This is a genomic window from Pseudomonas hefeiensis, assembly GCF_030687835.1.
Classification (GTDB): domain Bacteria; phylum Pseudomonadota; class Gammaproteobacteria; order Pseudomonadales; family Pseudomonadaceae; genus Aquipseudomonas; species Aquipseudomonas hefeiensis.
On sequence record NZ_CP117449.1, the window covers coordinates 2,332,218 to 2,358,314 of the forward strand.

Below are 26,097 nucleotides of genomic sequence, written 5' to 3' on the forward strand. Positions count from 1 at the left end.
AAGAGTGCTCAAGGACTCATCTCATGACACATATTGTGCTTTCTCAAGTTGTAGCCAGCATTTCCGAACTCAAGAAAAATCCGATGGGCACTGTGGCTGCCGGTGGAGGATTATCCGTAGCAATCCTCAACCGCAATGAGCCGGCATTTTATTGCGTCCCCGCTCGAGAATATGAAGCCATGATGGATCGGCTTGAAGATCTGGAACTGATTGCTCTATGCCGCGAGCGTGAAAATGATCCAACGATAAAGGTTTCTCTTGATGACCTATGAGTTGGAATTTTCTGATAAAGCCTGGAAGGAATGGCAAAAACTGGGTGCAACACTCAAAGAGCAATTCAAGAAAAAGCTCGAGGAGCGACTGGTGAATCCGCATGTCCAGGCAGACCGTCTGCATGGGCTGGGCAACGCCTATAAAATCAAGTTACGTAGCGCCGGCTATCGATTGGTTTACCGAGTGGTAGATGATTTGCTAGTTGTTACAGTGATCGCGGTTGGTAAGCGCGAGCGCAGCCAGGTTTATGACGAGGCGGCCAAGCGGTAGGCGCCCGGCTTGCCTCGCCGCAACCTTTGGAGTCCCCGTGCCCGAGAGACCAGGCACAAGGTTCGCAGTTGTTCGTGCAACCAGTGCAAGTCACGGCGAGGCGAACGCCGCGGCCGTCTGGGTTTGGTTCGGCCGATGTGTTCGGCAAAGTTCTGGGTTAGCGAAGCCTGATCACCGACGCCCTTGAGCTTGCGGCGTAACTTCCCATCCTTATAAAACAGCACCGTGGGTGTCCCGGTAACGTCCGGGTGTCGGGGCGATTCGCTGGTACTCAATGTGTAGATCACCGCCCGATCCTTGAATGTCTCGGCAACGCTGCAAAACAGCGGCTCGGCCCAGCTACAGGCGTAGCAGTGGGGATGGCCGAAATAGAAGACTACCGGGCGCCAGGTCTTGAGAGCTGTGCGGTAGTCCTTCGATGAGGCGATGTGGGTGATGAACGAACTCATGGCGGGCTTCCCTTCATCGACAGAGTCAGTGTTTGCAACCATAAGCAACACGGCCGGGCATCGCTACTGTCAGAGTTGACAGTTGAACGGCTCCCTTTTGGTGCGCAAAAGTATCGCTTGCTCCCTGTATGGGGCCTTGCTACCCGAATGCTGTAGCCAACAGTAGCAGTGCCTGCACAGATGCCTGCGTCCCTATTGATACGTCTGCACTTGCCATCCTTCTGATTTCATTGGTTTTCCATTTTCCTTATCCATATACCGCATGGCTGTGGCACACTTTCTGCTGTCTATTCCGTTGTTACATACTAGATTCCGGTATAGCGGAATAAACTGACTCAGGAGTGCTTGCCATGCATCGCCGACCTTCCTTGTTCAAAGCGTGTGTTTTTATCTTCGCGGCCACGACGGCTGCCATGGGTGTCGCTCAGGCGGCGGACAGCAAGCTCGATAGCGTGCTGCAGCGCGGGAAATTGATCGTGGGCACGGGCAGCACCAATGCGCCGTGGCACTTCCAGGGAGCGGATGGCAAGTTGCAGGGGTTTGATATCGACATCGCGCGGATGGTCGCCAAGGGCCTGTTCAATGACCCGGAGAAAGTCGAGTTTGTGGTGCAGTCGTCCGATGCTCGGATTCCGAACCTTTTGACCGACAAGGTCGACATGAGCTGCCAATTCATCACCGTTACCGCCAGCCGCGCCCAGCAGGTTGCGTTCACCTTGCCGTACTACCGCGAGGGTGTGGGCCTGCTGCTGCCGGCCAACAGCAAGTACAAGGAAATCGAAGACCTCAAGGCCGCCGGCGATGACGTCACCGTAGCTGTGCTGCAGAACGTCTACGCCGAAGAGTTGGTGCACCAGGCGCTGCCCAAGGCCAAGGTCGACCAGTACGACAGCGTCGACCTGATGTACCAGGCGGTGAACTCCGGGCGCGCCGATGCGGCCGCCACCGACCAATCCTCGGTTAAATACCTGATGGTGCAGAACGCCGGCCGCTATCGCAGCCCGGCCTACGCCTGGAGTCCGCAAACCTATGCCTGCGCGGTCAAGCGCGGCGACCAGGACTGGCTGAACTTCGTCAACACCACCTTGCATGAAGCCATGACCGGCGTGGAATTCCCCACCTACGCGGCGTCGTTCAAGCAGTGGTTCGGCGTCGAGCTGCCGTCGCCGGCCATCGGTTTCCCCGTCGAATTCAAATGACCCCGTGAGCCCGGGGCGCCCCTTGATGGCGCCCCGTTGAAGGTACTGTCGACCATGAATTATCAGTTGAACTTTGCCGCCGTGTGGCGCGATTTCGACACCTTGCTGGCGGGGCTCGGCCTGGGCCTTTCCCTGGCGCTGGTGTCGATCGCCATCGGTTGCGTGATCGGCCTGCTGATGGCGTTCGCGCTGCTGAGCAAGCACCGCGCGTTGCGGCTGCTGGCCTCGGTGTATGTCACGGTGATCCGCAATACGCCGATCCTGGTGCTGATCCTGCTGATCTATTTCGCCTTGCCGAGCCTGGGTATTCGCCTGGATAAAATTCCCTCGTTCGTCATCACGCTTTCGCTGTACGCCGGGGCCTATCTGACCGAAGTGTTCCGTGGCGGGCTGTTGAGCATTCACAAGGGCCAGCGTGAGGCGGGGCTGGCCATCGGTTTGGGCGAGTGGCAAGTGAAGGCCTACGTCACCGTGCCGGTGATGCTGCGCAACGTGTTGCCGGCGTTGTCGAACAACTTCATTTCGCTGTTCAAGGACACCTCACTGGCGGCGGCGATTGCCGTGCCGGAGCTGACCTATTACGCCCGCAAGATCAACGTAGAGAGCTACCGGGTGATCGAAACCTGGCTGGTGACCACGGCCCTGTATGTCGCGGCCTGTTACCTCATTGCCATGCTGCTGCGCTATTTCGAGCAGCGTCTGGCGATCCGCCGTTAGGAGTGTTCCATGTACGAATCCCCCAGTTGGTTACATGAGTTGTGGGTTGCCCGGGAGACGCTGTGGGCCGGGTTCCTGACCAGCGTGCAGTGCTCGTTGCTGGCGATTTTGTTAGGCACGTTGATCGGCCTGTTCGCCGGACTGGTACTGACTTACGGTCGTTTCTGGATGCGCGCGCCGTTTCGTTTCTACGTCGACGTGATTCGCGGCACCCCGGTGTTTGTGTTGGTGCTGGCCTGTTTCTATATGGCCCCGGCCCTGGGCTGGCAGATCGGCGCATTCGAGGCCGGTGCCCTGGGCCTGACGCTGTTTTGCGGTTCCCATGTGGCCGAGATTGTGCGCGGCGCCTTGCAGGCCTTGCCCCGTGGACAGATGGAAGCGAGCCAGGCCATCGGCCTGACGTTCTTCCAGGCGCTGGGTTATGTGCTGTTGCCCCAGGCGCTGCGGCAGATCCTGCCGACCTGGGTCAATTCCTCCACCGAAATCGTCAAGGCTTCGACCCTGTTGTCGGTGATCGGCGTCGCCGAACTGCTGCTCAGCACTCAGCAGATCATCGCCCGGACCTTCATGACCCTGGAGTTTTACCTGTTCGCCGGGTTTCTCTTTTTCATCATCAACTACGCCATCGAATTGCTCGGGCGGCACATTGAAAAGCGGGTGGCCTTGCCATGACTGATGTTTCGACCTCTACCAATACCCAACCGCTGCTGGACATTCGCGGTCTGCGCAAACAATACGGCCCGGTGGAAGTGCTCAAGGGCGTGGACCTGAGCATGCAGCGCGGCAATGTCGTCACCCTGATCGGCTCCAGCGGCTCGGGCAAAACCACGCTGCTGCGTTGCGTGAACATGCTTGAAGAGTTCCAGGGCGGACAGATTGTGCTCGACGGCGAGGCCATCGGTTACGACGAGGTGGGCGGCAAGCGCGTGCGCCACCCGGAAAAAGTCATCGCCCGGCACCGAGCCATGACCGGCATGGCCTTCCAGCAATTCAACCTGTTCCCTCATTTGACTGCGTTGCAGAACGTCACCCTGGGCCTGCTCAAGGTGAAAAAGCTGGCCAAGGACGAAGCCGTGGCCCTGGCCGAGAAATGGCTGGAGCGGGTCGGCTTGCTGGAACGGCGTGATCACTATCCCGGTCAGTTATCCGGCGGCCAGCAACAGCGTGTGGCGATCGCCCGGGCGATTGCCATGAACCCCAGCCTGATGCTGTTCGACGAAGTGACCTCGGCCCTGGACCCGGAACTGGTGGGCGAAGTGCTGAATGTGATCAAGGGGCTGGCCGAAGACGGCATGACCATGCTGCTGGTGACCCACGAAATGCGTTTTGCCTTCGAGGTGTCCGACAAAATCGTGTTCATGAACCAGGGCCGCATCGAAGAGCAGGGCCCGCCGAAGGAACTGTTCGAACGGCCACAGTCGCCACGGCTGGCTGAATTTCTCAAGAACACCCGTTTTTAATTCTATTGAACCTTTGATTGATACAAGCAAGGAGAAACACCTATGAGCATTACGCGCTACGGCACCGGCAGCACCGCAGGCGGCGGCCAGCCACGGCCCTTCGCCCGGGCCGTGGAGGCCGACGGCTGGCTGCATGTGTCCGGTCAGGTGCCGGCGGTGAACGGCGAGATTATTGTCGGCGGGATCGTCGAGCAGACCCACCAGACCATGAAGAACCTGATCGCGATTCTTGAAGAAGCCGGATATGGCCTTGAAGATGTGGTGCGCTGCGGCGTATGGCTGGAAGATCCGCGGGATTTCTGGAGTTTCAACAAAGTATTTGGTGAATACTTCAGCCCCGAACATGCCCCGGCCAGGGCTTGTGTGCAAGCGAACATGATGGTTGATTGCAAGGTTGAGATTGACTGCGTCGCCTACAAGAAAAAGGCCTGAATCACTGAGGCCTCATCGCGGGCAAGCCTTGCTCCCACAAGGGAATGCATTCTCCTGTGGGAGCAAGGCTTGCCCGCGATAGCAATCTATCAGACGGTGCAGCACTCTGGTTAAACTCCCGGCCAATTGAATGGGAACCGAAGACATGACCGAAGACACCATCAAGCGCCGGGCCCGAGGGTTGGACCGGGCGTTCGATATCCTCGATTTCCTCAAGGAAATCGGCCAGCCGTTGCGCCCCAATGACATCGCCAGCGGCATCGGCAGCCCCAAGTCCACGGTCTACGAGCTGGTGGCGTCGCTGCTGGAGCGACGCATCCTGGAGCCGGTGGGCAAGGACGGCCACGTCTACCTGGGCCGTCAGCTGTACTTTCTCGGGCAGGCGCACTTGCGGCATTTCGACCTGAGTCGCGAGGCCGATCACGCCTTGCAGGAAATCGTCAGCCAAACCCGTGAAACCGCTCAGATGTGCCTGCTCAACGGGCGCAAATACACGGTGGCGCTGATGAAGGAGGGGGAGCGGCATTTTCGTATTTCCTCGGACATCGGCGAGAACGCGCCGATTCCCTGGACCGCATCCGGACGCCTGCTGCTGGCGCATCTGAGTGACCAGCAGATCGTCGACCTGATCGACCCCGACGACTTCATCCTGCCGGACGGCGAGCGCCTGCCGCTGGAGCGGTTTCTCGCGCAGATTCGCCAGGCCGGCCTCGATGGATTTTTCTCCTTCGACAGTGTGGCCGACACCTTCACCCACTGCTTCGCTGCGCCGGTCAAAGACGCCAATGGCGTGGCCATTGCAACCCTGTGCATCGTCGCCCCACGGGCCGACGCCAAGAACAACTACGCCGACTATCGCCGGGTGCTGATCGAAAGCGCCAACAACCTGGCCCGTCGCATCAATGAATAGACAGCCGCGGCTGTGTGAGGAGTGTGAACATGTCTTCTGCCATTCATAACGCTGCCGTGGAGAAGGGGGCCGCCCAAGCGGGCGATCACCTGCTGCGGGACATCAGTCTGCCGGCGCTGGTTTTGCATCGCCAAGCGTTGGAGCACAACATTGGCTGGATGCAAAAGTTCGTCACGGACAGTGGCGCCGAACTGGCGCCCCACGGCAAGACCAGCATGACCCCGGCGCTGTTTCGTCGCCAGCTCGAGGCCGGCGCCTGGGGGCTGACCCTGGCCACCGCGGTGCAGACTCGTGCCGCTTACGCCCATGGCGTGCGCCGGGTGCTGATGGCCAACCAGATGGTGGGCACGCCAAACATGGCGCTGATCGCGGATTTGCTGACAGATCCTGCGTTTGAATTCCATTGCATGGTCGACCATCCCGACAACGTTGCCGAGCTGGGTGCGTTCTTTGCCTCGCGCGGTGCGAAGCTGAACGTGATGATCGAGTACGGTGTGGTGGGTGGCCGCTGTGGCTGCCGGACCGAGGCCGAGGTGCTGGCCCTGGCCGAGGCGATCCGGGCGCAGCCGGCGCTGGCGCTGACCGGTATCGAAGGCTACGAAGGCGTGATCCATGGTGACCATGCCATCAGTGGCATTCGCGCGTTTGCCGCGTCTCTGGTGGGGCTGGCGGTGCAGTTGCAGGACAACGGTGCGTTTGCCATCGACAAGCCGATCATCACCGCCTCGGGTTCAGCCTGGTACGACCTGATCGCCGAGTCTTTCGAGGCCCGGAACGCCCACGGACGTTTCCTCAGCGTGCTGCGCCCCGGCAGTTACGTAGCCCATGATCATGGCATCTACAAAGAGGCCCAGTGCTGCGTGCTGGAACGGCGTAGCGACCTGCACGAAGGCCTGCGCCCGGCCCTGGAAGTCTGGGCCCACGTGCAATCGCTGCCTGAACCCGGCTTCGCGGTGATCGCCCTGGGTAAACGCGACGTGGCCTACGACGCCGGGCTGCCGGTGCCGCTCAAGCGTTACCAGCCCGGTTCCGACTCCATATCGGGGCAGGACCTGGCCGGCTGCAAGGTGACGGCGGTGATGGACCAGCATGCGTTCATGACGGTGGCGACCGGGGTGGAATTGCGGGTAGGCGACATCATCTCGTTCGGTACGTCGCATCCGTGCCTGACTTTCGACAAGTGGCGGGTGGCGTGCCTGGTGGATGAGCAGTTGCGGGTGGTCGAGAGCATGGAGACGTGTTTCTAGCCTTGAAACCGAGTCGCGGCCTTCGCGAGCAAGCCCGCTCCCACAGTGGGGGCGGTTGCGAACACAGGATTTGTGTTCACCAATATCCCCTGTGGGAGCGAGCCTGCTCGCGATAGCGGCCTGTATGACACCACCGAACCATCAGGAACCCCCATGAGCTATCCGAACCCAAAACCTCGCATCGCCCTGATTGGCGAGTGCATGATCGAACTGCAGCAACGCGCCGATGGCAGCCTGCAACAAAGCTTCGGCGGCGACACCCTGAACACCGCTGTGTACCTGTCCCGCGCCCTCGGCGACAAGGGCGCGGTGGATTACGTTACCGCCTTGGGCGACGACAGTTTCAGCGATGCCATGTGCCAGAGCTGGACCGCTGAAAATATCGGCCTGGGTATGGTCCAGCGCCTGCCCGGTCGCTTGCCGGGTTTGTATTGCATCCAGACCGACGCGGCGGGTGAGCGGCGGTTTTTGTACTGGCGCAACGAAGCGGCGGTGCGTGATTGCTTCACCACCCCGGCCGCCGCACCGATCCTGGCGGCGCTGCCGGATTACGACGTGCTGTATTTCAGCGGCATCACCCTGGCCGTGCTCGGCGAGCAAGGTCGCGGCAAACTCATCGAAACCCTGATCCAGGCCCGCCGGCGCGGGGCTGAGGTGGTGTTCGACAATAACTACCGGCCAAGGCTTTGGGCCTCAGTCGATGCAGCCCGTGCCGCCTATCGCAGTGTCTTGCCTTACGTAGAGGTGGCGCTGCTGACAGTGGACGACGAGCAGGCGCTGTTTGGTTATGCCAACAGTGACGAAGTGTTCGCCGCGTACGCGCAGTTAGGCACGTCGGAAGTGGTGCTCAAGCGCGGTGCCGAGCCCTGTCTGATCTGTTGTGATGGTGAGTCTTTCGAGATTCCGGCCCGGCGGGTGGAGCGGGTGGTGGACACGACGGCGGCGGGGGATTCATTCAGTGCCGCGTACCTGGCAAGCCGCCTGCTCGGAGGCAGCCCGGTGGAGGCTGCCGAGGCTGGACACCTTCTGGCAAGCCGGGTCATCCAGGTGCCGGGGGCGTTGATCCCCAGGGACTGACGGGGGGATCGATGTGCCTGTGGGAGCAAAGCTTGCTCGCGATCCAGGCAACGCAGTTCTTCAGACCTTCCGCGTTATCGTTCATCGCGAGCAAGCTTTGCTCCCACAGACAGGCTTCGATGACAACGTGACCGATCAATCCCGGTAAAACACCTGCACCAGGTGATAACCGAACTTGCTCTTGATCGGCCCATGCACCACCCGCAGGGGCTTTTTGAAGATCACCGCATCGATCGCACCGACCATCTGCCCGGGCCGCACTTCACCCAGATCACCGCCGCGTTTGCCCGAGGGGCAAGTGGAGTATTTCTTGGCCAGTACATCGAAGGCTTCGCCCTTGGCGATGCGTTGCTTGAGCTGTTCGGCTTCTTCGGCGGTTTTCACCAGGATATGGCGGGCTTGGGCTTTCATTGCAGCAGTGACCTGAACGGTGCGACGGGCCGGCGATTATGCCTCAAGTCAGGCGCCATGGTTGATCATCGTCCGAATCTTGTTCGCCAGCAGATCAAGGGTGAAGGGCTTGGCTACCATGTCCATGCCCTGCTCGAGAAAGCCCTGGCGCTCGGCGGCTTTTTGCGCATATCCGGTCATGAACAGCACCTTTAGATCGGGCCGATGCTGGCGGGCGATCTCCGCCAGTTGCCGGCCATTCATGCCTGGCAGGCCGACATCGGTTACCAGCAAGTCGATGCGCTGGCTGGACTCCAGTAGCGTAAGGGCGGCCTTGGCGTCCTGGGCTTGAAGGGTGGTGTAGCCCAGGGCGTCGAGCAGATCGAGCACCAGCATGCGCACGGCCGGCTCGTCTTCGACCAGCAACACGGTTTCTCCGGCGATCGCGGCCGGCGCATTCTGCGCTACCGGCGCCGCAGTTTGCTGGACAGAGGCGACGTACAGCCGCGGCAGGTACAACTGCACCCGCGTACCCTGGTCCGGCACACTGTCCAGACTCAGCAGCCCACCCGACTGCTGGGCAAACCCGTAGATCATCGACAAGCCCAGGCCGGTGCCCTGGCCAATGGGTTTTGTGGTGAAGAACGGATCAAAGGCCTTGGCCAGCACGGAAGGGCTCATGCCGCTGCCGTTGTCGCTGACGGCAATCATCACGTAGTCCCCGGGCGTGACCGGTTCCAGGGCGTTGAGGTCATTGCCGTCGAGATAGATGTTGGCGGTTTCGATGGTCAACTCGCCGCCCTCAGGCATGGCGTCCCGAGCATTGATCACCAGATTGAGCAGGGCGTTTTCCAACTGGCTGGCATCGGTGCTGACCGGCCACAGTTCATCGGCCAATTGCAAGCGCAGCACGATGTGATCGCCGGTGGTTCGGCTCAGCAGGTCTTCAAGGGAATGCACCAGGTCATTGGGGTCCAGCGGTTTGCGGTCCAGCGACTGGCGTCGGGAAAACGCCAGCAGGCGGTGTGTCAGGGCCGCCGCACGGTTGGCCGAGGACACGGCCGCTTCGGTGAAACGACCGATCTCGGCAGTGCGTCCGCTGGCGATGTAGCGCTGCATCAGGTCCAGGCTACCGAGGATGCCGGTGAGCATGTTGTTGAAGTCATGGGCGATGCCGCCGGTGAGCTGGCCCACGGCCTCCATCTTCTGAGCGTGGCGCAGTGCCTCCTCGGCACGCTCGCGTTCGACCATCTCGTTTTGCAGGCGGTGGTTGGCTTCGGCCAGCTGCTGGGTGCGTGCGATGACACGTTCTTCGAGCGTTTCGTTGAGGTTGCGCAGGGCTTCCTCGGTTTTCTTGCGCTCGGTTTCGTCGATCACAAAGATGTAGAAACCGTTCACTGTGCCGTCGGCTCCATGGCGCGGCAGGTAGTTGATCAAGGCATGGCGGGAGCGGCCGTCGCGATGATCCGACTGGGCGGTGAAGCTGCACGGCTTGCCCGCCAGGGCTTCAGCGATCTGCTCGGCGCGGGCGGTGTAGGCTGAATCGCCGAGCACTTCGCGGATGGTCTTGCCGTAGAGCTCCTGGGGTGTCAGGCCATACCAGTCCAGATAGGCGCTGTTGTTGAGGCGAAAACGTTCTTCCCGGTCCACGTAGCTGATGAGGATCGGCATGGCATTGATGATCAGCTGCAGCTCAGTCTGGCTCTGACGCAGGGCCTGCTCGGTGCGCTTGCGTTCGGTCAGGTCCAGGGCCGCGCCGAGAAAGCGTTTGGGCCGGCCGTGGCGGTCCTTGTAGCAACGGCCCCGCACGAATACCCAGCGCAGTTCGCCGTCGGACTGCAGCAGACGGTACTCCTCGGCGTATTCGGTGCCGTGGGTGATGCAATGCTTGATGCTGCGGGTGACCATGGCCCGGTCTTCCGGATGCACGCCTTCAAGGTAGGCGCTGATGGGCAACTGACGCGAAAGGCTCGGATCGACGCCATGCAGCGCAGCGAAGTGCTCGTCGGCAATAAAACGGTCCTCGCTGATGTCCCAGTCCCAGGTGCCTAGCGTATCGGCAGCGGCCAGGGCCAGTTGCAGGCGCTCTTCACTTTCCTGCTGGGCCTTGAGGCTGGCCTCTGAGCGTCGCTCGAATTCCAGGGCCAGGCGTCGCCGTTCACCAGTCTCGATGGCCGTGACCAGAATACCGGCCACCGCGCCGTCTTCATCGCGCACGGGGCTGTAGGTCAGGTCCAGCCAGACATCGCAAAGGCGTCCGGCGAAGGGCACCCGCCAATGCTGATCGCGACAGGTGTGTGTGCGGCCTTGCAACACGTTGTGATAAATCGGCCCGCTCACGTCTTTGAGTTCGGGCCATGCTGAATGGGTCGGCTGGCCGAACGCTTGGGGGTGTTTGTCGCCAGTCAGTCGGGTAAAGGCGTCGTTGTAGAAATGGATCAGCTGTGGCCCCCACAGCAGGGACATCGGCATCGGCGAGTGGAGCACGATGTCCAGGGCGGTACGCAGGCTCTGGGGCCAGGTTTGGGCAGTGCCCAGGGGGCTGTTGGTCCAGTCACGTCGGGTGAACAGGCTCTGTATGTCACTGCCGGCGGGTGTTGCGTTCATCACGCAAGCCCTGCAAATCGTGTTGCGGCCACGGTGTCTACTATCCTCTGAAGAAGGTAAGCGCGGGTTGGTCTGAAAGGTTTGCTCATCGGGTCAGCTTGTTTCATTGAAGTCTCGCGGAAGTCAATCAGGCCATGGAAATCGATCCCTTGTTACGCATCCTGGCGAGCCAGGATGGCTCCGACCTCTACCTGTCCACCGGCGCGCCGCCATGCGCGCGTTTCGAGGGGCTGCTCAAACCCTTGAGCAACCAGCCGTTCAAGGTTGGCGAGATCGCCGGGCTCGCCGAGTCTTTGATGGACGCCGAACAGCGGCTTGAGTTCGATCGGGAACTGGAAATGAACCTGGCCATCTCCCTGGCCGGGGTCGGGCGGTTCCGCGTCAATATCTTCAAGCAACGCAATGACGTGTCCATGGTGATCCGCAACGTCAAGCTCGACATCCCGCGGTTCGAGGACCTGAAACTGCCGAATGTGTTGCTGGACATCATCATGCAGAAACAGGGGCTGATGCTGTTCGTCGGCGCGACAGGGTCGGGCAAGTCGACCTCCCTGGCGGCGCTGATCGATTACCGTAATCGCAACAGCAGCGGCCATATCATCACCATCGAAGATCCGGTGGAGTATATCCATCGACACAAGAAATCGATCATCAATCAACGCGAAGTCGGTGTCGACACCCGCAGCTTTCATGCCGCTTTGAAGAACACCTTGCGCCAGGCGCCGGACGTGGTGCTGATCGGCGAAATTCGTGATCGCGAAACCATGGAACATGCCCTGGCCTTCGCCGACACCGGGCATCTGGTGATCTCCACCCTGCATGCTCACAATGCCAATCAGGCGTTGGACCGGGTGATCAATTTCTTCCCGGAAGAGCGCCGGCCGCAACTGCTCAATGATCTGGGCAACAACCTCAAGGCGTTCGTGTCGCAACGCCTTGTGCGCACTCGCACCGGCCAGCGCCGGGCCGCGGTGGAGGTCATGCTGGGCTCGCCCACGGTGGCCGACCTGATTCGCCGCAATGAGTTTGGCGAGCTCAAGGGCATCATGGAAAAGTCAGAAGAACTCGGGATGCAAACCTTCGACCACGCCCTGTACAGCCTGGTGGTGGAGGGGGCTATCGATGAGGAGGAAGCCCTGAAAAACGCCGACTCGGCGAACAACCTGCGGTTGCGGCTGAAGTTGCATGCCGAATCGGGGGCGGCGGTGCCCCCGGCCGATCCGGCGGCGGGTGAGTGGGGGTTGATGGATTGAGTCTTTCGGTGAGAACAACACTTGTAGGAGCAAGGCCTGAAGGACAAAGACCTGTAGGAACAAAGCTTGTGAGAGCAAAGCCTGTAGGAGCAAGGCCTGTGAGAGCAAAGTCTGTAGGAGCAAGACCTGTGGGAGCAAAGCTTGCTCGCGATGAACGGTAATGCGGTCGGTCTGAAAAACCGCGTCGCCTGTATCGCGAGCAAGCTTTGCTCCCACAAGTGTTTTTGCTCCCCACAGGTTTGAGGTTCGCTCAAGTCAGTTGCTAAGCTCCGCCCGATCACGAAACTGCTCCAGTGCCTCGGGATTGGCCAGGGCATCGGTGTTTTTCACCGCCTCGCCATGCACCACATTGCGCACCGCCAATTCCACCACCTTGCCGCTGATGGTCCGCGGGATGTCGCTGACTGCCAGGATCTTCGCCGGCACATGACGCGGCGTGGTATTGGCGCGGATCACCTGACGGATCTGTTGCTCCAGGGCCTCATCCAGGGTCACGCCGTCGCGCAGGCGCACAAACAGCACCACTCGTACATCACCCTGCCATTGCTGGCCGATGGCAACGCTGTCCAGCACCTGCTCGACCTTTTCCACCTGCCGATAGATTTCCGCCGTGCCGATGCGCACACCACCGGGATTGAGCACCGCATCTGAGCGCCCGTGGATCAGGAAACCGCCGTGCGGCAGCTCCTCGGCATAGTCACCCTGGGCCCACACACCGGGGAACTGGCTGAAGTAGGAGGCCCTTAGCTTTTGCTGCTGCGGATCATTCCACAGGCCAATGGGCATGGCCGGGAAGTGCCGGGTGCAGACCAGTTCACCTTTCTCACCCATGACCGCTTGGCCTGCCTCGTTCCAGACCTGCACCGCCATGCCCAGGCTCTTGCCCTGCATCTCGCCACGGCGAACGGCGGACAACGGATTGCCATTGACGAAGCACGACACAATGTCGGTGCCACCGGACATCGAGGCCAGGCACACCTGGGGCTTGAAGTCGCGATACACGTAGTCGTAGCTATGGGGCGCCAGGGCCGAGCCGGTGGACAGGATGGTTTTCAGGCTGCCCAGGTCATGGGTCTGTCGCGGTTTCAAACCCTGGCTTTCCAAAGCCGCCAGGTATTTGGGGCTGGTGCCGAATACGCTGATGCGCTGCTGGTCGATCAGGTCCAGCAGGCGCTCGGGGCCAGGGTGAAAGGGTGAGCCGTCGTAGAGCACCACCGCACTGCCCACGGCGAGGGCCGACACCAGCCAGTTCCACATCATCCAGCCACATGTGGTGTAGTAGAACAGGCGATCTTCGGGGCCGAGATCAACATGCAGGCCATGTTCCTTGAGGTGTTGCAGCAATACGCCGCCGGTGCTGTGGACGATGCACTTCGGCACGCCAGTGGTGCCACTGGAATAAAGGATGTACAGCGGATGATCGAACGGCACGCCAACGAACGCCGGTTCGCCGCCACAGCGGTAGAAGTCGCTCCACAACGCGACGCTGGCCGTTGTCTTGAAGTCTTTGGCGCAGGCGTTAGGGCATGCGTAGGGCAGGATGATCAGTTGCTGCAGCGAAGGCAGGCGCTCGAGGATTTCGTTGACCTTGGCTCGCTGGTCGATGACCTTACCGGCGTAGCGGTAACCGGCGCAGGTGATTAGCACCTTGGGCTCGATCTGGCCAAACCGGTCGATGACCCCCTGGGTGCCGAAGTCAGGCGAGGAGCACGACCAGATCGCCCCCAGGCTGGTGGTGGCGAGCATGCCGACCAGGGTCTGCCAGGTGTTGGGCATGCACGCGGCTACCCGGTCGCCCTTGCTTACACCCGCCGCTTGCAGGCTTTTTTGCAGGCCGGCGACGTGGGCGGCAAGTTCGGCCCAGGTCAGTTGTTCCTGCCCGCCACTTTCGTCGAGGGCAACCACGGCCACGGCGTCATCGCGCCGGCGCAGCAGGTGTTCGGCAAAATTCAGTGTCGCCCCGGGAAACCACCGGGCGCTGGGCATTTGCTCATTTTCCACCAGCACAGCGCTGGGCGCCTGGTGAAAACCGATCTCGAAGAAGTCGACGATGGCCTGCCAGAAGGCTTCACGCTGGTCGATGCTCCAGGCGTGCAGCGCGGGATAATCGCTCAGTTGCAGTTGATGCCGTTCGTTGATGAACCGGCGAAAGGCGTCCATGCGTGACTGGGCGATACGATCGGGGGTGGGTTGCCAGAGGATGTCGGACATGGGGTGCCTCTTATTTTTTATGTACACACAAACTATAGAGCGACCCAATCTTGTGGCGAGGGGATTTATCCCCGACTTGTGGGAGCAAGGCTTGCCCGCGATGAACGAAAACGCGGTTTAGCTGTTAAACCGCGGTGCGGCCATCGCGGGCAAGCCTTGCTCCCACAGATAAATCCCCTCGCCACAAGGGAGCGCAAGAGATTTACTGAGCCAGCCACCCACCATCAATATTCCACGCCGCGCCGCGTACCTGGCTGCCGGCTTCGCTGCACAGAAACAGCACCAGTTCCCCCAGTTGCGGCGGGGTGACGAATTCCAGGGAAGGCTGCTTCTCGGCCAGCAGATCATGCTGCGCCTGTTGCGGATCGACGCCCGTGGCGATGCGGTCATCGATCTGTTTCTGCACCAGCGGTGTCAGCACCCAGCCAGGGCAGATGGCGTTGCACGTCACGTTGCTGGTGGCTGTTTCCAGGCCGACCACTTTGGTCAGGCCGATCACCCCGTGCTTGGCCGCGACGTAGGCAGCCTTGCCCACCGAGCCGACCTGGCCATGCACCGAGGCAATGTTGATGATCCGCCCCCAGCCCTTGGCGCGCATGCCTGGCAGGCTCAAGCGCGTGGCATGGAACACCGAGGACAGGTTGATGGCGATGATCGAGTCCCAGCGTTCCACCGGAAAATCCTCCACGGCGGCCACGTGCTGGATACCGGCGTTGTTCACCAGGATGTCCACGCCGCCGAACTCCCGCTCGGCGTAGGCGAGCATGTCGGCGATCTGCGCCGGGTCACTGACATCCGCCGGATGATGGCCGACCCTGCCACCGAACTGTTTCACTTCGGTCATGACCGTCGAAGCGTCGCCAAAACCGTTGAGGATCAGGTTGGCACCGGCCTTGGCCAGGCTCAGGGCAATGCCCAGGCCGATGCCGCTGGTGGAACCGGTCACCAGGGCGGTCTTGCCGGATAAAGTTGTCGTCATACGAACCTCACACAATGCCAGTGGCGTAGAACACACCGATCACCACGAAAACCGCGAGGGTCTTGATCAGCGTAATACAGAAAATGTCTTTGTAGGCTTCACGGTGGGTCAGGCCGGTCACCGCCAGCAGGGTGATCACCGCGCCGTTGTGGGGCAAGGTGTCCATGCCGCCGCTGGCCATGGACGCGACCCGGTGCAGTACTTCCAAGGGAATATTGGCGGCGTTGGCGGCGCTGATGAACGTTTCGGACATCGCCGCCAGGGCGATGCTCATGCCGCCCGAGGCTGAACCGGTGATGCCCGCCAGCAGCGTCACGGTCACGGCCTCATTGACCAATGGATTGGGAATGTTCTTGAGCCAGTCGGCCAACACCAGAAAACCCGGCAAGGACGCGATGACCGCACCGAAACCGTATTCCGAAGCGGTGTTCATTGCCGCCAGCAGCGCACCGCCCACCGCGCTCTTGCTGCCTTCGGCCAGCTTGCTGCGAATGGTGCTGAAGGCGAACAGTAGCACCAGGACAATACCCACCAGTAACGCGGCCTGCACGGCCCAGATCGCGGTCAGCTTGGCGATGTCGCTGGTCACCGGTGTGGTCATGCCTGGCAGCAACAGGCTGTGGGTCTTGCCGTACCACTGGGGAATCCACTGGGTGAACAGCAGGTTCATGATCCCGACCGCCAACAGCGGCGAAATGGCGAGCCAGGGATTGGGTAGCTTGATGTCTTCGGCGGTCTCCGGCTCGTTGCGCAGTTCGGTGCCGTAGCCTTCGCCTACACGCTGGGCCTTGTTGCGCTGGCGTTGCAGGAACAGCATGCCGAAGCTGAACACGAAGATCGTGCCGATCACACCCAGCCATGGCGCGGCCCAGGCGGTGGTGTTGAAGAAGGTGCTCGGGATGATGTTCTGGATCTGCGGCGTGCCGGGCAGGGCGTCCATGGTGAACGAGAACGCGCCAAGGGCAATGGTGGCCGGAATCAGCCGTTTGGGAATATTGCTCTGGCGGAACATCTCGGCGGCGAACGGATACACCGCGAACACCACGACGAACAGCGACACGCCGCCATAGGTCAGCAAGGCGCAGACCAGTACGATCACCAACATGGCCTGGCGCGTACCCAGCAGGCGAATCGCCGCTGCGACGATGGAACGGGAGAAACCCGACAGCTCGATCAGTTTGCCGAACACCGCGCCGAGCAGGAACACCGGAAAATACAGTTTGATGAAACCGACCATCTTCTCCATGAACACCCCGGTGAAGGCAGGTGCGACGGCGGAAGGGTCAGTGAGCAAGACGGCGCCGAGGGCGGCGATGGGGGCAAAAAGGATAACGCTGTAGCCACGGTAGGCGGCCACCATCAGCAGCGTGAGAGCTGCCAAGGCAATGATCACACTCATGGTGTGTCTCCTGGATTGTTATTTTTGTGGTGAAACGGTGCGGAGGGCTTTAGCGAGTTTTGTGCCAGGTATGTAATTTATTGAAATATAAGGGAATTATTGATTTTTAAGGGAGTGGTTCGAGGGTTTTGTCTCTGTTTTGAGATTTTCAGGGGCTGTGCTGGCCTCATCGCGAGCAGGCTCGCTCCCACAGGTTGGCTGTGTCGTTCATGAGAACGCTTTCCAGTGTGGGAGCGAGCCTGCTCGCGATGAGCGCAAAGCGCTCAAAAAGAGGTCGTCCAGCTAAGGAGACTAAAGTCTCTTTATTGAGACTCTGCGATCCCCAGCGCCACCATCTTTTTATACAAGGTCGATCTCCCCAGTCCCAACCGCTCGGCCGCTTCGACCACCTTGCCGTCGCATTGTGCGAGGGTGGTTTCGATCAAATGGCGGTCGAATCGTGCCCGGGCCTGGCTGAAGGTTTCTTGCCGCAGCGGTTCCTGATGTGGATTTAACGCACGGGTGACCGGCGTGAAAGTCCCAATGGCCGCTCGAATATCGGCGGCAGTGAGCAGCAGGTCGTCGCTGAGCAGCGCGGTTCGTTCCAGCACATTGCGTAGCTCCCGGATGTTGCCCGGCCAGGCGTGTTGCCCCAGCAGGTCGAGTGCGTCGCGGTTCAGTTCGTGCTGGCTGCGCAGTTCTTCGAGGATCGCCTCGCTCAGGGCCGGCAAGTCATCCAGCCGTTCGCGCAGCGGCGGGACCTGGATCGGCAACACATTGAGGCGGTAATACAGGTCGGCGCGAAACTCTCCGCGTTTGATCGCCGCTTCCAGATCCATGGACGTGGCAGCGATGATCCGCACGTCGCTTTGCATCACCTCGTTGGAGCCCACCGGTTCGTATTCTTTTTCCTGCAAGACCCGCAGCAGTTTGCTTTGCAGCGGCAGCGGCATGTCGCCAATTTCATCCAGGAACAGTGTGCCGCCCTGGGCGATCTGCAGTTTGCCGGCGCGGCCTTTGCGGTCGGCGCCGGTGAAGGCGCCCGGAGCGGTGCCAAAGAACTCGGCTTCCAGCAGGGATTCCGGAATCGCGGCGCTGTTGATGCTGACGAACGCCTTGTGCGCCCTTGGCGAAGCACCGTGGATTGCCTGGGCCAGCAGTTCCTTGCCGGTCCCGGTTTCGCCGAGCAGCAGCACCGGCGAATCGGCGCTGGCGCTGCGCCGGGCACGACGCTTGACCTCAAGGCTGGCGCGGCTGGTGCCGATGAAGTGGGCGAAGTTGTACCGCGTCTGCCGTGCCCGCAGCAGTGAGCGGGTGGAAGCCAGTTCTTCCTGCATGCTCAGGTAGCGCTTGAGCATCGGCGACAGGCTGCGCAATTCATCGAACAGGGCAAAACCGATGGCGCCGATCACCGCGCCCGCGCTGTCGTGGATCGGCAGGCGCATCACCACCATCGGCTCCTTGGGCGTGTCTTGCATGTCCAGCAGAATCGGCCGGCCCGTGCGCACTACTTCGCGCAGCAGGCTCCCCGGGATCACGCTCTCGCACGCCCGGCCGATGGCTTCTTGCGCCGAGTTCAGGCCGAAGCGCCGGGCGTAGCGTTCGTTCATCCAGACGATATTCGCGTCACGGTCAACAATCACCGTGCCTTCGCTGGACTGTTCGATGATCTCGAACAACGAACGGATCGCCAGCGTGCGCACGCGCTTGTAATCCTTGAGGCTTTCGGTGGGGTTCATCGGGCATTTCCAGAAGGTGGGATTTGCCGGCATCCTCCGATCAAAGGGGTTGCCAAAGAGCGGCATTATGCCGGGAGGGGCTGGTCGAGCAATACTCCGCCCGCATTCTTTGTCGTGCCGTGCCTCGTTGGAAAACCCTAGGTCTCGGCAAGTCTGCGCAGTAGTGAGCAGTTGGATAAAGTTGTACAGTTATCAGTATCTTGTACATTTTTCGAGAGCGCTCATGAATAAAATCAACCCTCGCAAGCTGAAACTCTCCAAATGGACTGCCTGTGCGCCGTCTGATCGGGAAAAGCATTTTCTCGTCACCAAGCTGCTCTGTGATGAGGAGGGGACACCCATTCGGGTTGAGCTTGAGGCTGTGTACAGCGCTCGTGTGACGCTGCTCGACTGGCACGAGTTGCGTGACAGCAGGCATTGGAAAATGGGCTGGTGCTGAATGGCTTGGGCTGTGCCATAGAGATCTGTATGACTCCCGATAGTTATACATAGTAAAAAGTATGTACAAGTTTTCCTGCGGTAGTGGCTTAATGCAGCTATCTAGCGATGGCATCTCTGCCTTCGTGTGACAACAGCCACGCATTCACCGCCTCCGGGAGCGCCACCCATGTTCATTCGTACTCGCAAGCATCAGGACGCCTTGCACGAAATCCAGGCCAGGCAGGCTATTCTCGAAGCCGAACGGACGGCCTTGCAGCATTGCATGGCAATCATCGAGTTCACTCCTACGGGCGAGGTGCTCGACGTCAGCCCGGCTTTTTTGAAAATGATGGGTTATTCACTCAGCGAAACCCTTGGTCAGCATCATTCGATGTTTTGTGAGCCTGCCTATTCACGCAGTGCCGAATGCTCAGCGTTATGGCAACAACTGGGGCAAGGCTACTCTGCCGACAGCCAGTTTCTGCATTTGCGCCGTGATGGAAGCTGGCTGTGGGTGCAAGCAAGCTACGCCCCTGTGCTGGATCAAGATGCAAAGGTGCAGCGCATCATCTTGATCGTTCGCGATATCAACGAGCGGGTGTTGCGCGCCCAGGCCGAAACCAGCTTCATGCAAGCGATTGACCGCTCCATGGCGGTTATCGAATTTGATCTGAGCGGTCAGGTCGTGAATGCCAACGCGAATTTCATGGGCGTCATGGGGTACCGCCTGCAAGAGATTCGGGGCCAGCATCATCGGATTTTCTGCAAGCCAAGCGAGGTTCAGAGCGAGGCCTATCGTGGCTTCTGGGCCGGGCTCAATCGCGGAGAATACAAGACCGGCCTTTTCGAACGCGTCGACAATCGAGGCGCGACTGTCTGGCTGCAGGCTACCTACAATCCGCTTTACGATGCGCGGGGGCGTTTGTATGGGGTGGTCAAGTTCGCCACTGACAGCACTCGCGAAGTCGAGCAGCGCCAAAGTGAATCAAAAGCGGCGGGACTGGCTTTCGAGACATCCCGGCAGACCGATGAGCAAACCCGGCTCGGCACGTGTGTGGTTCAGCAAACCGTTACGGTGGTGCAAAGCATCGCCGATGAGCTTCAACAGGTGTCAGCCGGGATAGGTGCCCTGAGCGTGCAGTCAGAAGAAATCGGCAGCATCGTTGATGCCATCCGGGGCATCGCCGAACAGACCAATCTGCTTGCCCTCAATGCAGCCATCGAAGCGGCTCGCGCCGGGGAGCAGGGACGCGGCTTCGCGGTGGTGGCCGATGAGGTGCGCAATCTGGCGCGACGTACAAGCCAGTCAACCGTGGCCATTACTCAGGTCGTCGCCAAGAACCGTGAATTGGCCAGGCAAGCGGTGAGCAGCATGCAATCGAGCACGCTCAAGGCAGAGCAGGGCGTGAAACTGGCTAACCAGGCCGGCACTGTCATTCTGGATATTCATCGAGGCGCGCAGCAGGTTGTGGAGGTGATGGGTGAATTCGCTCAAGCGCTGGATCAACGACGTGGTGCCTGAGCGAACCCGGGATTACTGCGGCTGCGCCGCCGCCAACAACTCCTTGGTATACGGATGCTGGGGCGCGTCGAACACTTCATGGCTGGCGCCGTGTTCCACCACTTTACCGTCCTTGATCACGATCATGTCGTGGGCCAGGGCGCGGACCACCGCCAGGTCATGGCTGATGAACAGGTAGGTCAGGCCATGCTTTTCCTGGAGCTGGCGGAGCAGGGCGACCACTTGCTTTTGCACGGTGCGGTCCAGGGCTGAGGTCGGTTCGTCCAGCAGAATCAGGGCCGGCTTGAGCACCAGCGCCCGAGCGATGGCGATGCGTTGGCGCTGGCCGCCGGAGAATTCGTGGGGGTAGCGGTGGCGGCTCTGCGGGTCGAGGCCGACTTCCTGCAGTGCCTGGATCACCTGCGCTTCGCACTGCTCGGAACTGGACGAGCTGTGGACCTCAAGGCCCTCGCTGATGATCTGCTGCACCGACATGCGGGGGCTGAGGCTGCCGAACGGGTCCTGGAACACCACCTGCATCTGCTTGCGCCACGGTCGCAGGTCTTTCTGTGACAGATGATCGAGGGCTTGTCCCTGGAAGCGGATGCTGCCTTCGGACTCGATCAGTCGCAGGATCGCCTGGCCGAGAGTGGATTTGCCGGAACCGGATTCGCCGACGATGCCCAGGGTCTTGCCGCGTTGGATCGTCAGGCTGATGCCGTCCACAGCGTGCAAGTATTCCTTGCGCCGGAACAGACCGCCGCCCAGGGCAAAGCTGACGCGCAAATCCTGCACTTGCAAGACGTCTTCGCGTTCATCACGGGGCGGGGCTTCGCCTTCCGGCTCGGCGTGCAGCAACTCGCAGCTGTAGGGATGCTTCGGCGCGCTGAAGAGTGTTTCGCACGGCGCCTGTTCGACGATTTCCCCAGCCTTCATTACGCACACCCGTTGCGCGATGCTGCGCACCAGGTTCAGGTCGTGGCTGATCAACAGCAGTGACATGCCGAGTCGTTGCTGCAGGGACTTGAGCAGCAGCAGAATCTTGCGCTGCACCGTCACGTCGAGCGCGGTGGTCGGTTCGTCGGCAATCAACAGTTCCGGTTCGCAGGCCAGGGCCATGGCAATCATCACCCGCTGTCGTTGGCCGCCGGAGAGTTGGTGCGGGTAAGCCTTGAGCCGTTCGGTGGGTTTCTGGATGCCCACCAGGGCCAGCAACTCCAGAATGCGCTGGCGCGCCGCCTTGCCACCCAGGCCCTTGTGCAGCATCAGGGTTTCACCAATCTGCTTTTCGACGCTGTGCAGCGGGTTCAGCGACGTCATCGGCTCCTGGAAAATCATTGCGATCCGGTCCCCTCGCAGTTCGCGCAGGACCTTGGCCTCGGCGCCCACCAGTTCCTGGCCGCGATAGCGGATGCTGCCGGTGGTATGGCTGCCGGTTTGCGGCAGCAATTGCGGGATCGAATGGGCCGTTACCGACTTGCCGGAGCCGGACTCACCCACCAGGGCCAGGCATTCGCCGGGGCGGATGTCCAGGCACAGGTTGCGCACCACGGTTTGGTCGTTGAAGGCCACGCTCAAGTCGCGGATTTCGATCAGGTTGTCGCTCATCTCAGGGTTCCGCTTCATGGCCGTGGATCAGGATCGGGGGTCGAACGCATCGCGCAACGCCTCGCCAATGAACACCAGCAGAGAAAGAATCAGCGCCAGGGTGAAGAACGCCGTCAGGCCCAGCCACGGCGCTTGCAGGTTCTGTTTGCCCTGGCCGATCAGCTCCCCCAGCGACGCGCTGCCCGCCGGCATGCCGAAGCCGAGGAAGTCCAGAGCGGTGAGGGTGGAAATGGCCCCGGTGAGGATGAACGGCAGATAACTCAGGGTGGCGTTCATCGCGTTGGGCAGGATATGTCGCACGATCACTTTGCGGTCGGACAGGCCCAGGGCTCTGGCGGCCTTGACGTATTCAAGGTTGCGCCCGCGCAGGAACTCGGCGCGCACCACATCCACCAGGGCCAGCCAGGAAAACAGCGCCATGATTCCCAGCAGCCACCAGAAATTGGGCTCGACGAAGCCGGACAGAATAATCAGCAGATAGAGTACCGGCAGCCCGGACCAGACCTCCAGCAGACGTTGCCCCAGCAGGTCCACCCAGCCGCCGTAATAACCCTGCAACGCACCGGCGGTGATGCCGATCAGGGCGCTGATGGCGGTCAGGGCCAGGGCGAACAGAATCGACACCCGTGCCCCGAATATCACCCGGGCCAGCACGTCCCGGGCCTGGTCATCGGTGCCCAGCCAGTTCACTGAGGAGGGTGGGCTTGGGGTCGGCTGGTTCAGATCGTAGTTGGGTGTGTCGTCGCTGAACGGGATCGGCGGGAACAGCAGCCAGCCGCCGTCCTTGTGGATCAGATCCTGCACGTAGCTGCTGCGGTAATCGGCCTGGAACGGCAACTGCCCGCCAAACTCCTGTTCGGTGTAGCGCTTGAACACCGGGAAATACAGCGAGCCTTGGTAACTCACCAGCAGCGGCTTGTCGTTGGCGATCAATTCGCCGCCCAGGGTCAGCATGAACAGGCCGATGAACAGCCACAGCGACCACCAACCTCGGCGGTTCTTCTTGAAGCGTTCAAAACGCCGACGGCCCAAGGGTGACAACTTGAACATCAGGCGTTCCTCGCGGCGAAGTCGATACGCGGGTCCACCAGGGTGTAGCACAGGTCGCCGATGAGTTTGATCAGCAAACCGAACAGCGTGAAGATGAACAGCGAGCCGAACACCACCGGGTAGTCCCGGGACACCGCGGCCTCATAGCTCATGCGTCCCAGGCCATCGAGGGAGAAGATCACCTCGATCAGCAAGGAGCCGGCGAAAAACACGCTGATGAACGCCTGGGGAATCCCCGACACCACCAGCAGCATTGCATTGCGGAACACGTGGCCATACAGCACGCGCCGTTCGCTCATGCCCTTGGCCCGCGCGGTGACCACGTACTGGCGGGTGATTTCATTGAGGAACGAGTTCTTGGTCAGGATCGTCAAGGTGGCGAAACCGCCGATCACCAGCGAGGTGACCGGCAGTACCAGGTGCCAGAAGTAATCGGTGATCTTGCCCAGTGTCGACAGCGACTCGAAGTTGTCCGACACCAGCCCGCGCACCGGAAACCAGTTCAGCGACGTGCCGCCGGCAAACACCACGATCAGGAACATGGCGAACAGGAACGCCGGCATGGCATAGCCGATGATTATTGCCGTGCTGCTCCACACGTCGAAGGCCGAACCATGGCGCACGGCCTTGCGGATGCCCAGGGGAATCGACACCAGGTAGGTGATCAGCGTGGCCCAGAGCCCGAGGGAAATGGTCACCGGCATCTTTTCCAGGATCAGGTCGGTCACCGTGGCGCCGCGAAAGAAGCTCTTGCCGAAGTCCAGCCGCGCGTAGCTGCTGAGCATCAACCACAAACGCTCGTGGGCCGGTTTGTCGAAGCCGTATTGTTTTTCGATGTCCTTGATCAGCTGTGGATCGAGGCCGCGACTGGCTCGCGAACTGCCGGTCATGGCATTGCCCGAGCTGCCGACGCTGGCGCCGCCGATGCCTTGCAAATGGGCGATGGCCTGTTCCACCGGCCCGCCCGGAGCGGCCTGCACGATGACGAAATTCACCAGCAGGATGATCACCAGCGTCGGAATGATCAGCAGCAAGCGCCGCGCGATATAGGCCCACATCAATGCCGCCCTCCAGGGGAGCCGCGCTTGATGCGTTCGGCGGCCATCTGCTCGTTGGTCAGCGGTGTGGTGCTCATTTCCCACCAACTCTCGATGGCTTCGTCATTACTGGCCTGCACTTTTGGTCTGCCAAAGCGGTTCCACCAGACGGTCGAGCTGCCCGGCGGGTAATAGTTGGGGATCCAGTAATAATTCCATTGCAGCACCCGGTCGAGAGCGTGGGCATGGCGGAGCATGTCGCGCTGGGTGGTGGCTTTGACCAGACCGTCGATCAGGGTGTCAACGGCGGGGTTCTGCAGGGCCATGTAGTTGTTGGCGCCCGGATCGTTGGCCGCCGCCGAGCCAAAATAGTTGTAAAGCTCCATGCCCGGCGAGGTGCTGACGGGATAGCCGGTGATGATCATGTCGTAGTCGCGACTCATCAGGCGATTGACGTACTGGGAGGCATCGATGCGCCGGATGTTCATGTCGATGCCGATCTGTGCCAGCGTGCGCTTGTAGGGCAGCAACAGCCGGTCGAGACCGTTCTGGCTGATCAGGAACGTGAAGCTCAGCGGTTCCCCCTCGGCATTGACCAGGCGGTCGCCATCGGGTTTCCAGCCGGCCTGTTGCAGCAGCGCCAGGGCTTGCAGTTGTTTGTCACGGATCACGCCGCTGCCGTCGGTTTTCGGCGCGTGAAATACCTGGGTGAAGACTTCCTCGGGCACTTTTGCGCGCAACGGCTCGAGAATCGCCAGTTCGTCGGCATCAGGCAGTTGCCGGGCGGCCAGGTCGGTGTTGGAGAAAAAGCTCTGCTGGCGCACATAGAGGTTGCGCATCATCTGGCGGTTGCTCCACTCGAAATCCCAGAGCATGGCCAGGGCCTGGCGGACACGACGATCCTGGAACTGCGGTTTTTGCAGGTTGAACACGAAACCCTGGGCCGTTTGGGGCGCCTCGGTGGCCAGATGGGCCTTTTGCAGACGGCCATCATGCAGGGCCGGACTGTCATAGCCGATGGAATAACCGGTGGCGGAGAACTCGCGGTTGTAGTCGTAGGCGCCGCCACGCAAGACCTGGCGCGCTACATCGGTGTCACCGAAATACTCGATGCTGAAATGATCGAAATTGTAGAGCCCGCGACTGACTGGCAGATCCTTGCCCCACCAGTTGGCGTTGCGCTCGAAGGTGATGCTGCGTCCCGAGTCGATCCGGCCCACCCGATAGGGGCCACTGCCCAGCGGGGCTTCGTAGCCGCCTCCACTGGCAAAGTCGCGGGTTTTCCACCAGTGCTCGGGAAAAACCGGCAGTGTGGCGATGTCCAGCGGCAGGGTGCGGCTTTCGTTGTTCTTGAAATCGAAGCGGACGGTGCGCTCGGATTCCACTTCGACGCCTTTGACGGCTGCGAACTGGGTGCGATATCGCAGACTACCCTGGGTCATCAACAGCTCGAAGGTGTAGCGCACGTCCTCGGCGGTGATGGGCTTGCCATCGGCAAACCGGGCCTTGGGATTGAGGTAGAAGCGCAAGGACAGGCCATCGTCGGCGCGTTCCATCTTCTGCGCCACCAGGCCATAGACGGTGTAGGGCTCGTCCAGCGAGCGCTGGGCCAACGGCGAATAAAGCATTCCGTCGATCTGGCTGACGCCGATGCCTTTGTCGATGTAGGGCAGTACGTGGTCGAAATGGCCGATCTCGATGGCCGAGCGGCGCATGGTGCCGCCTTTGGGGGCTCGGGGATTGACGTAGGCGAAGTGGCTGAAGCCTTGGGGATACTTGGCCGGTTCGCCATACACCGTCAGGGCATGTTGCGGTGCGGCATTCACACCTGCGGCGCCTGTCAGCAGGACCACGGCAGTGAACAGCAGTGAGGGGAACGCCAGTCGCATT

At 60.9% G+C, this 26,097-nt stretch carries 24 protein-coding genes; 13 read left to right on the top strand and 11 right to left on the bottom strand.

Annotation, left to right across the window (positions count from 1 at the left end; genetic code table 11):
• Window positions 1–23 precede the first annotated feature (23 nt).
• Both PSH57_RS10375 and PSH57_RS10380 read left to right on the top strand, forming a co-directional pair.
• Window positions 24–272, top strand: a complete 249-nt coding sequence (locus PSH57_RS10375) for a type II toxin-antitoxin system Phd/YefM family antitoxin (RefSeq protein ID WP_305389345.1) — start codon at window positions 24–26, stop codon at window positions 270–272.
• Window positions 262–543 (top strand): type II toxin-antitoxin system RelE family toxin, encoded by a 282-nt coding sequence (locus PSH57_RS10380; RefSeq protein ID WP_305389347.1) that lies wholly within the window; start codon window positions 262–264, stop codon window positions 541–543. The genes PSH57_RS10375 and PSH57_RS10380 overlap by 11 nt, the downstream gene beginning before the upstream one ends.
• On the opposite strand, the gene PSH57_RS10385 is transcribed toward PSH57_RS10380, so the two are convergent.
• Complete coding sequence (locus tag PSH57_RS10385) at window positions 519–992, bottom strand: thioredoxin family protein (RefSeq protein WP_305389348.1); 474 nt, start codon at window positions 990–992, stop codon at window positions 519–521. The two genes, PSH57_RS10380 and PSH57_RS10385, sit on opposite strands and share 25 nt — an antisense overlap.
• A gap of 350 nt (window positions 993–1,342) precedes the next feature.
• Between PSH57_RS10385 and PSH57_RS10390 the strand changes: the two genes are divergently transcribed.
• The 8 genes from PSH57_RS10390 (at window position 1,343) to PSH57_RS10425 (ending at window position 8,034) form a co-directional block, all read left to right on the top strand.
• Window positions 1,343–2,191, top strand: a complete 849-nt coding sequence (locus PSH57_RS10390; protein WP_305389349.1) for a transporter substrate-binding domain-containing protein — start codon at window positions 1,343–1,345, stop codon at window positions 2,189–2,191.
• A 54-nt stretch (window positions 2,192–2,245) separates the two neighbouring features.
• Entirely contained in the window at window positions 2,246–2,908 is a 663-nt protein-coding gene (locus PSH57_RS10395; RefSeq protein WP_256230743.1) for an amino acid ABC transporter permease, read from the top strand.
• A 9-nt stretch (window positions 2,909–2,917) separates the two neighbouring features.
• Window positions 2,918–3,580: an amino acid ABC transporter permease gene (locus tag PSH57_RS10400; protein ID WP_256230741.1), complete on the top strand. Its 663-nt coding sequence runs from the start codon at window positions 2,918–2,920 to the stop codon at window positions 3,578–3,580.
• On the top strand, window positions 3,577–4,368 hold the full coding sequence (locus PSH57_RS10405) for an amino acid ABC transporter ATP-binding protein (RefSeq protein ID WP_305416530.1): 792 nt from the start codon (window positions 3,577–3,579) through the stop codon (window positions 4,366–4,368). The genes PSH57_RS10400 and PSH57_RS10405 overlap by 4 nt, the downstream gene beginning before the upstream one ends.
• A gap of 42 nt (window positions 4,369–4,410) precedes the next feature.
• Complete coding sequence (locus tag PSH57_RS10410; protein WP_305389350.1) at window positions 4,411–4,800, top strand: RidA family protein; 390 nt, start codon at window positions 4,411–4,413, stop codon at window positions 4,798–4,800.
• Between the two features lie 145 nt (window positions 4,801–4,945).
• Entirely contained in the window at window positions 4,946–5,710 is a 765-nt protein-coding gene (locus PSH57_RS10415) for an IclR family transcriptional regulator (protein WP_305389351.1), read from the top strand.
• Window positions 5,711–5,739: 29 nt separating this feature from the next.
• Window positions 5,740–6,957 carry an amino acid deaminase gene (locus PSH57_RS10420; protein WP_305389352.1) on the top strand — a complete coding sequence of 406 codons (1,218 nt, stop codon included), beginning with the start codon at window positions 5,740–5,742 and terminating at the stop codon, window positions 6,955–6,957.
• 153 nt (window positions 6,958–7,110) lie between these two features.
• A complete protein-coding gene (locus PSH57_RS10425; RefSeq protein ID WP_305389353.1) occupies window positions 7,111–8,034 on the top strand; it encodes a sugar kinase in 924 nt (307 codons plus the stop codon).
• A gap of 135 nt (window positions 8,035–8,169) precedes the next feature.
• On the opposite strand, the gene PSH57_RS10430 is transcribed toward PSH57_RS10425, so the two are convergent.
• Both PSH57_RS10430 and PSH57_RS10435 read right to left on the bottom strand, forming a co-directional pair.
• Window positions 8,170–8,445 (bottom strand): peptidylprolyl isomerase, encoded by a 276-nt coding sequence (locus tag PSH57_RS10430; RefSeq protein WP_019690952.1) that lies wholly within the window; start codon window positions 8,443–8,445, stop codon window positions 8,170–8,172.
• Between the two features lie 48 nt (window positions 8,446–8,493).
• A complete protein-coding gene (locus PSH57_RS10435; protein WP_305389355.1) occupies window positions 8,494–11,031 on the bottom strand; it encodes a PAS domain-containing protein in 2,538 nt (845 codons plus the stop codon).
• 134 nt (window positions 11,032–11,165) lie between these two features.
• Between PSH57_RS10435 and PSH57_RS10440 the strand changes: the two genes are divergently transcribed.
• Window positions 11,166–12,284: a PilT/PilU family type 4a pilus ATPase gene (locus tag PSH57_RS10440; protein ID WP_305389357.1), complete on the top strand. Its 1,119-nt coding sequence runs from the start codon at window positions 11,166–11,168 to the stop codon at window positions 12,282–12,284.
• 255 nt (window positions 12,285–12,539) lie between these two features.
• On the opposite strand, the gene PSH57_RS10445 is transcribed toward PSH57_RS10440, so the two are convergent.
• From PSH57_RS10445 to PSH57_RS10460, 4 genes are all read right to left on the bottom strand, one after another.
• Window positions 12,540–14,495 carry an acetoacetate--CoA ligase gene (locus tag PSH57_RS10445; protein ID WP_305389359.1) on the bottom strand — a complete coding sequence of 652 codons (1,956 nt, stop codon included), beginning with the start codon at window positions 14,493–14,495 and terminating at the stop codon, window positions 12,540–12,542.
• A 202-nt stretch (window positions 14,496–14,697) separates the two neighbouring features.
• On the bottom strand, window positions 14,698–15,474 hold the full coding sequence (gene hbdH / locus PSH57_RS10450; RefSeq protein WP_305389360.1) for a 3-hydroxybutyrate dehydrogenase: 777 nt from the start codon (window positions 15,472–15,474) through the stop codon (window positions 14,698–14,700).
• A gap of 7 nt (window positions 15,475–15,481) precedes the next feature.
• Entirely contained in the window at window positions 15,482–16,873 is a 1,392-nt protein-coding gene (locus tag PSH57_RS10455; RefSeq protein ID WP_305389361.1) for a GntP family permease, read from the bottom strand.
• Between the two features lie 302 nt (window positions 16,874–17,175).
• Window positions 17,176–18,591 (bottom strand): sigma-54 interaction domain-containing protein, encoded by a 1,416-nt coding sequence (locus PSH57_RS10460; RefSeq protein ID WP_305389362.1) that lies wholly within the window; start codon window positions 18,589–18,591, stop codon window positions 17,176–17,178.
• Window positions 18,592–18,814: 223 nt separating this feature from the next.
• On the opposite strand from PSH57_RS10460, the gene PSH57_RS10465 reads away from it, so the two are divergent.
• Entirely contained in the window at window positions 18,815–19,030 is a 216-nt protein-coding gene (locus PSH57_RS10465) for a TIGR02450 family Trp-rich protein (protein WP_305389363.1), read from the top strand.
• Between the two features lie 168 nt (window positions 19,031–19,198).
• Window positions 19,199–20,533: a methyl-accepting chemotaxis protein gene (locus tag PSH57_RS10470; RefSeq protein WP_305389364.1), complete on the top strand. Its 1,335-nt coding sequence runs from the start codon at window positions 19,199–19,201 to the stop codon at window positions 20,531–20,533.
• 12 nt (window positions 20,534–20,545) lie between these two features.
• On the opposite strand, the gene PSH57_RS10475 is transcribed toward PSH57_RS10470, so the two are convergent.
• The 4 genes from PSH57_RS10475 to PSH57_RS10490 are packed head-to-tail and all read right to left on the bottom strand — an operon-like array spanning window position 20,546 to window position 26,096.
• Window positions 20,546–22,120, bottom strand: a complete 1,575-nt coding sequence (locus PSH57_RS10475; protein ID WP_305389365.1) for an ABC transporter ATP-binding protein — start codon at window positions 22,118–22,120, stop codon at window positions 20,546–20,548.
• Between the two features lie 27 nt (window positions 22,121–22,147).
• A complete protein-coding gene (locus PSH57_RS10480; protein WP_256230727.1) occupies window positions 22,148–23,170 on the bottom strand; it encodes an ABC transporter permease in 1,023 nt (340 codons plus the stop codon).
• Entirely contained in the window at window positions 23,170–24,228 is a 1,059-nt protein-coding gene (locus PSH57_RS10485) for a microcin C ABC transporter permease YejB (RefSeq protein WP_305389366.1), read from the bottom strand. The genes PSH57_RS10480 and PSH57_RS10485 overlap by 1 nt, the downstream gene beginning before the upstream one ends.
• Window positions 24,228–26,096 carry an extracellular solute-binding protein gene (locus PSH57_RS10490; protein WP_305389367.1) on the bottom strand — a complete coding sequence of 623 codons (1,869 nt, stop codon included), beginning with the start codon at window positions 26,094–26,096 and terminating at the stop codon, window positions 24,228–24,230. Before PSH57_RS10490 ends, PSH57_RS10485 begins: the two co-directional genes overlap by 1 nt.
• Window position 26,097: the final 1 nt, after the last annotated feature.

Bases quoted from the DNA above. Each gene is read 5' to 3' on its own strand.
- PSH57_RS10375 (WP_305389345.1), top strand. From the start codon at position 24: ATGACACATATTGTGCTTTCTCAAGTTGTAGCCAGCATTTCCGAACTC.
- PSH57_RS10380 (WP_305389347.1), top strand. From the start codon at position 262: ATGACCTATGAGTTGGAATTTTCTGATAAAGCCTGGAAGGAATGGCAA.
- PSH57_RS10385 (WP_305389348.1), bottom strand. From the start codon at position 992: ATGAGTTCGTTCATCACCCACATCGCCTCATCGAAGGACTACCGCACA.
- PSH57_RS10390 (WP_305389349.1), top strand. From the start codon at position 1,343: ATGCATCGCCGACCTTCCTTGTTCAAAGCGTGTGTTTTTATCTTCGCG.
- PSH57_RS10395 (WP_256230743.1), top strand. From the start codon at position 2,246: ATGAATTATCAGTTGAACTTTGCCGCCGTGTGGCGCGATTTCGACACC.
- PSH57_RS10400 (WP_256230741.1), top strand. From the start codon at position 2,918: ATGTACGAATCCCCCAGTTGGTTACATGAGTTGTGGGTTGCCCGGGAG.
- PSH57_RS10405 (WP_305416530.1), top strand. From the start codon at position 3,577: ATGACTGATGTTTCGACCTCTACCAATACCCAACCGCTGCTGGACATT.
- PSH57_RS10410 (WP_305389350.1), top strand. From the start codon at position 4,411: ATGAGCATTACGCGCTACGGCACCGGCAGCACCGCAGGCGGCGGCCAG.
- PSH57_RS10415 (WP_305389351.1), top strand. From the start codon at position 4,946: ATGACCGAAGACACCATCAAGCGCCGGGCCCGAGGGTTGGACCGGGCG.
- PSH57_RS10420 (WP_305389352.1), top strand. From the start codon at position 5,740: ATGTCTTCTGCCATTCATAACGCTGCCGTGGAGAAGGGGGCCGCCCAA.
- PSH57_RS10425 (WP_305389353.1), top strand. From the start codon at position 7,111: ATGAGCTATCCGAACCCAAAACCTCGCATCGCCCTGATTGGCGAGTGC.
- PSH57_RS10430 (WP_019690952.1), bottom strand. From the start codon at position 8,445: ATGAAAGCCCAAGCCCGCCATATCCTGGTGAAAACCGCCGAAGAAGCC.
- PSH57_RS10435 (WP_305389355.1), bottom strand. From the start codon at position 11,031: ATGAACGCAACACCCGCCGGCAGTGACATACAGAGCCTGTTCACCCGA.
- PSH57_RS10440 (WP_305389357.1), top strand. From the start codon at position 11,166: ATGGAAATCGATCCCTTGTTACGCATCCTGGCGAGCCAGGATGGCTCC.
- PSH57_RS10445 (WP_305389359.1), bottom strand. From the start codon at position 14,495: ATGTCCGACATCCTCTGGCAACCCACCCCCGATCGTATCGCCCAGTCA.
- hbdH (WP_305389360.1), bottom strand. From the start codon at position 15,474: ATGACGACAACTTTATCCGGCAAGACCGCCCTGGTGACCGGTTCCACC.
- PSH57_RS10455 (WP_305389361.1), bottom strand. From the start codon at position 16,873: ATGAGTGTGATCATTGCCTTGGCAGCTCTCACGCTGCTGATGGTGGCC.
- PSH57_RS10460 (WP_305389362.1), bottom strand. From the start codon at position 18,591: ATGAACCCCACCGAAAGCCTCAAGGATTACAAGCGCGTGCGCACGCTG.
- PSH57_RS10465 (WP_305389363.1), top strand. From the start codon at position 18,815: ATGAATAAAATCAACCCTCGCAAGCTGAAACTCTCCAAATGGACTGCC.
- PSH57_RS10470 (WP_305389364.1), top strand. From the start codon at position 19,199: ATGTTCATTCGTACTCGCAAGCATCAGGACGCCTTGCACGAAATCCAG.
- PSH57_RS10475 (WP_305389365.1), bottom strand. From the start codon at position 22,120: ATGAGCGACAACCTGATCGAAATCCGCGACTTGAGCGTGGCCTTCAAC.
- PSH57_RS10480 (WP_256230727.1), bottom strand. From the start codon at position 23,170: ATGTTCAAGTTGTCACCCTTGGGCCGTCGGCGTTTTGAACGCTTCAAG.
- PSH57_RS10485 (WP_305389366.1), bottom strand. From the start codon at position 24,228: ATGTGGGCCTATATCGCGCGGCGCTTGCTGCTGATCATTCCGACGCTG.
- PSH57_RS10490 (WP_305389367.1), bottom strand. From the start codon at position 26,096: ATGCGACTGGCGTTCCCCTCACTGCTGTTCACTGCCGTGGTCCTGCTG.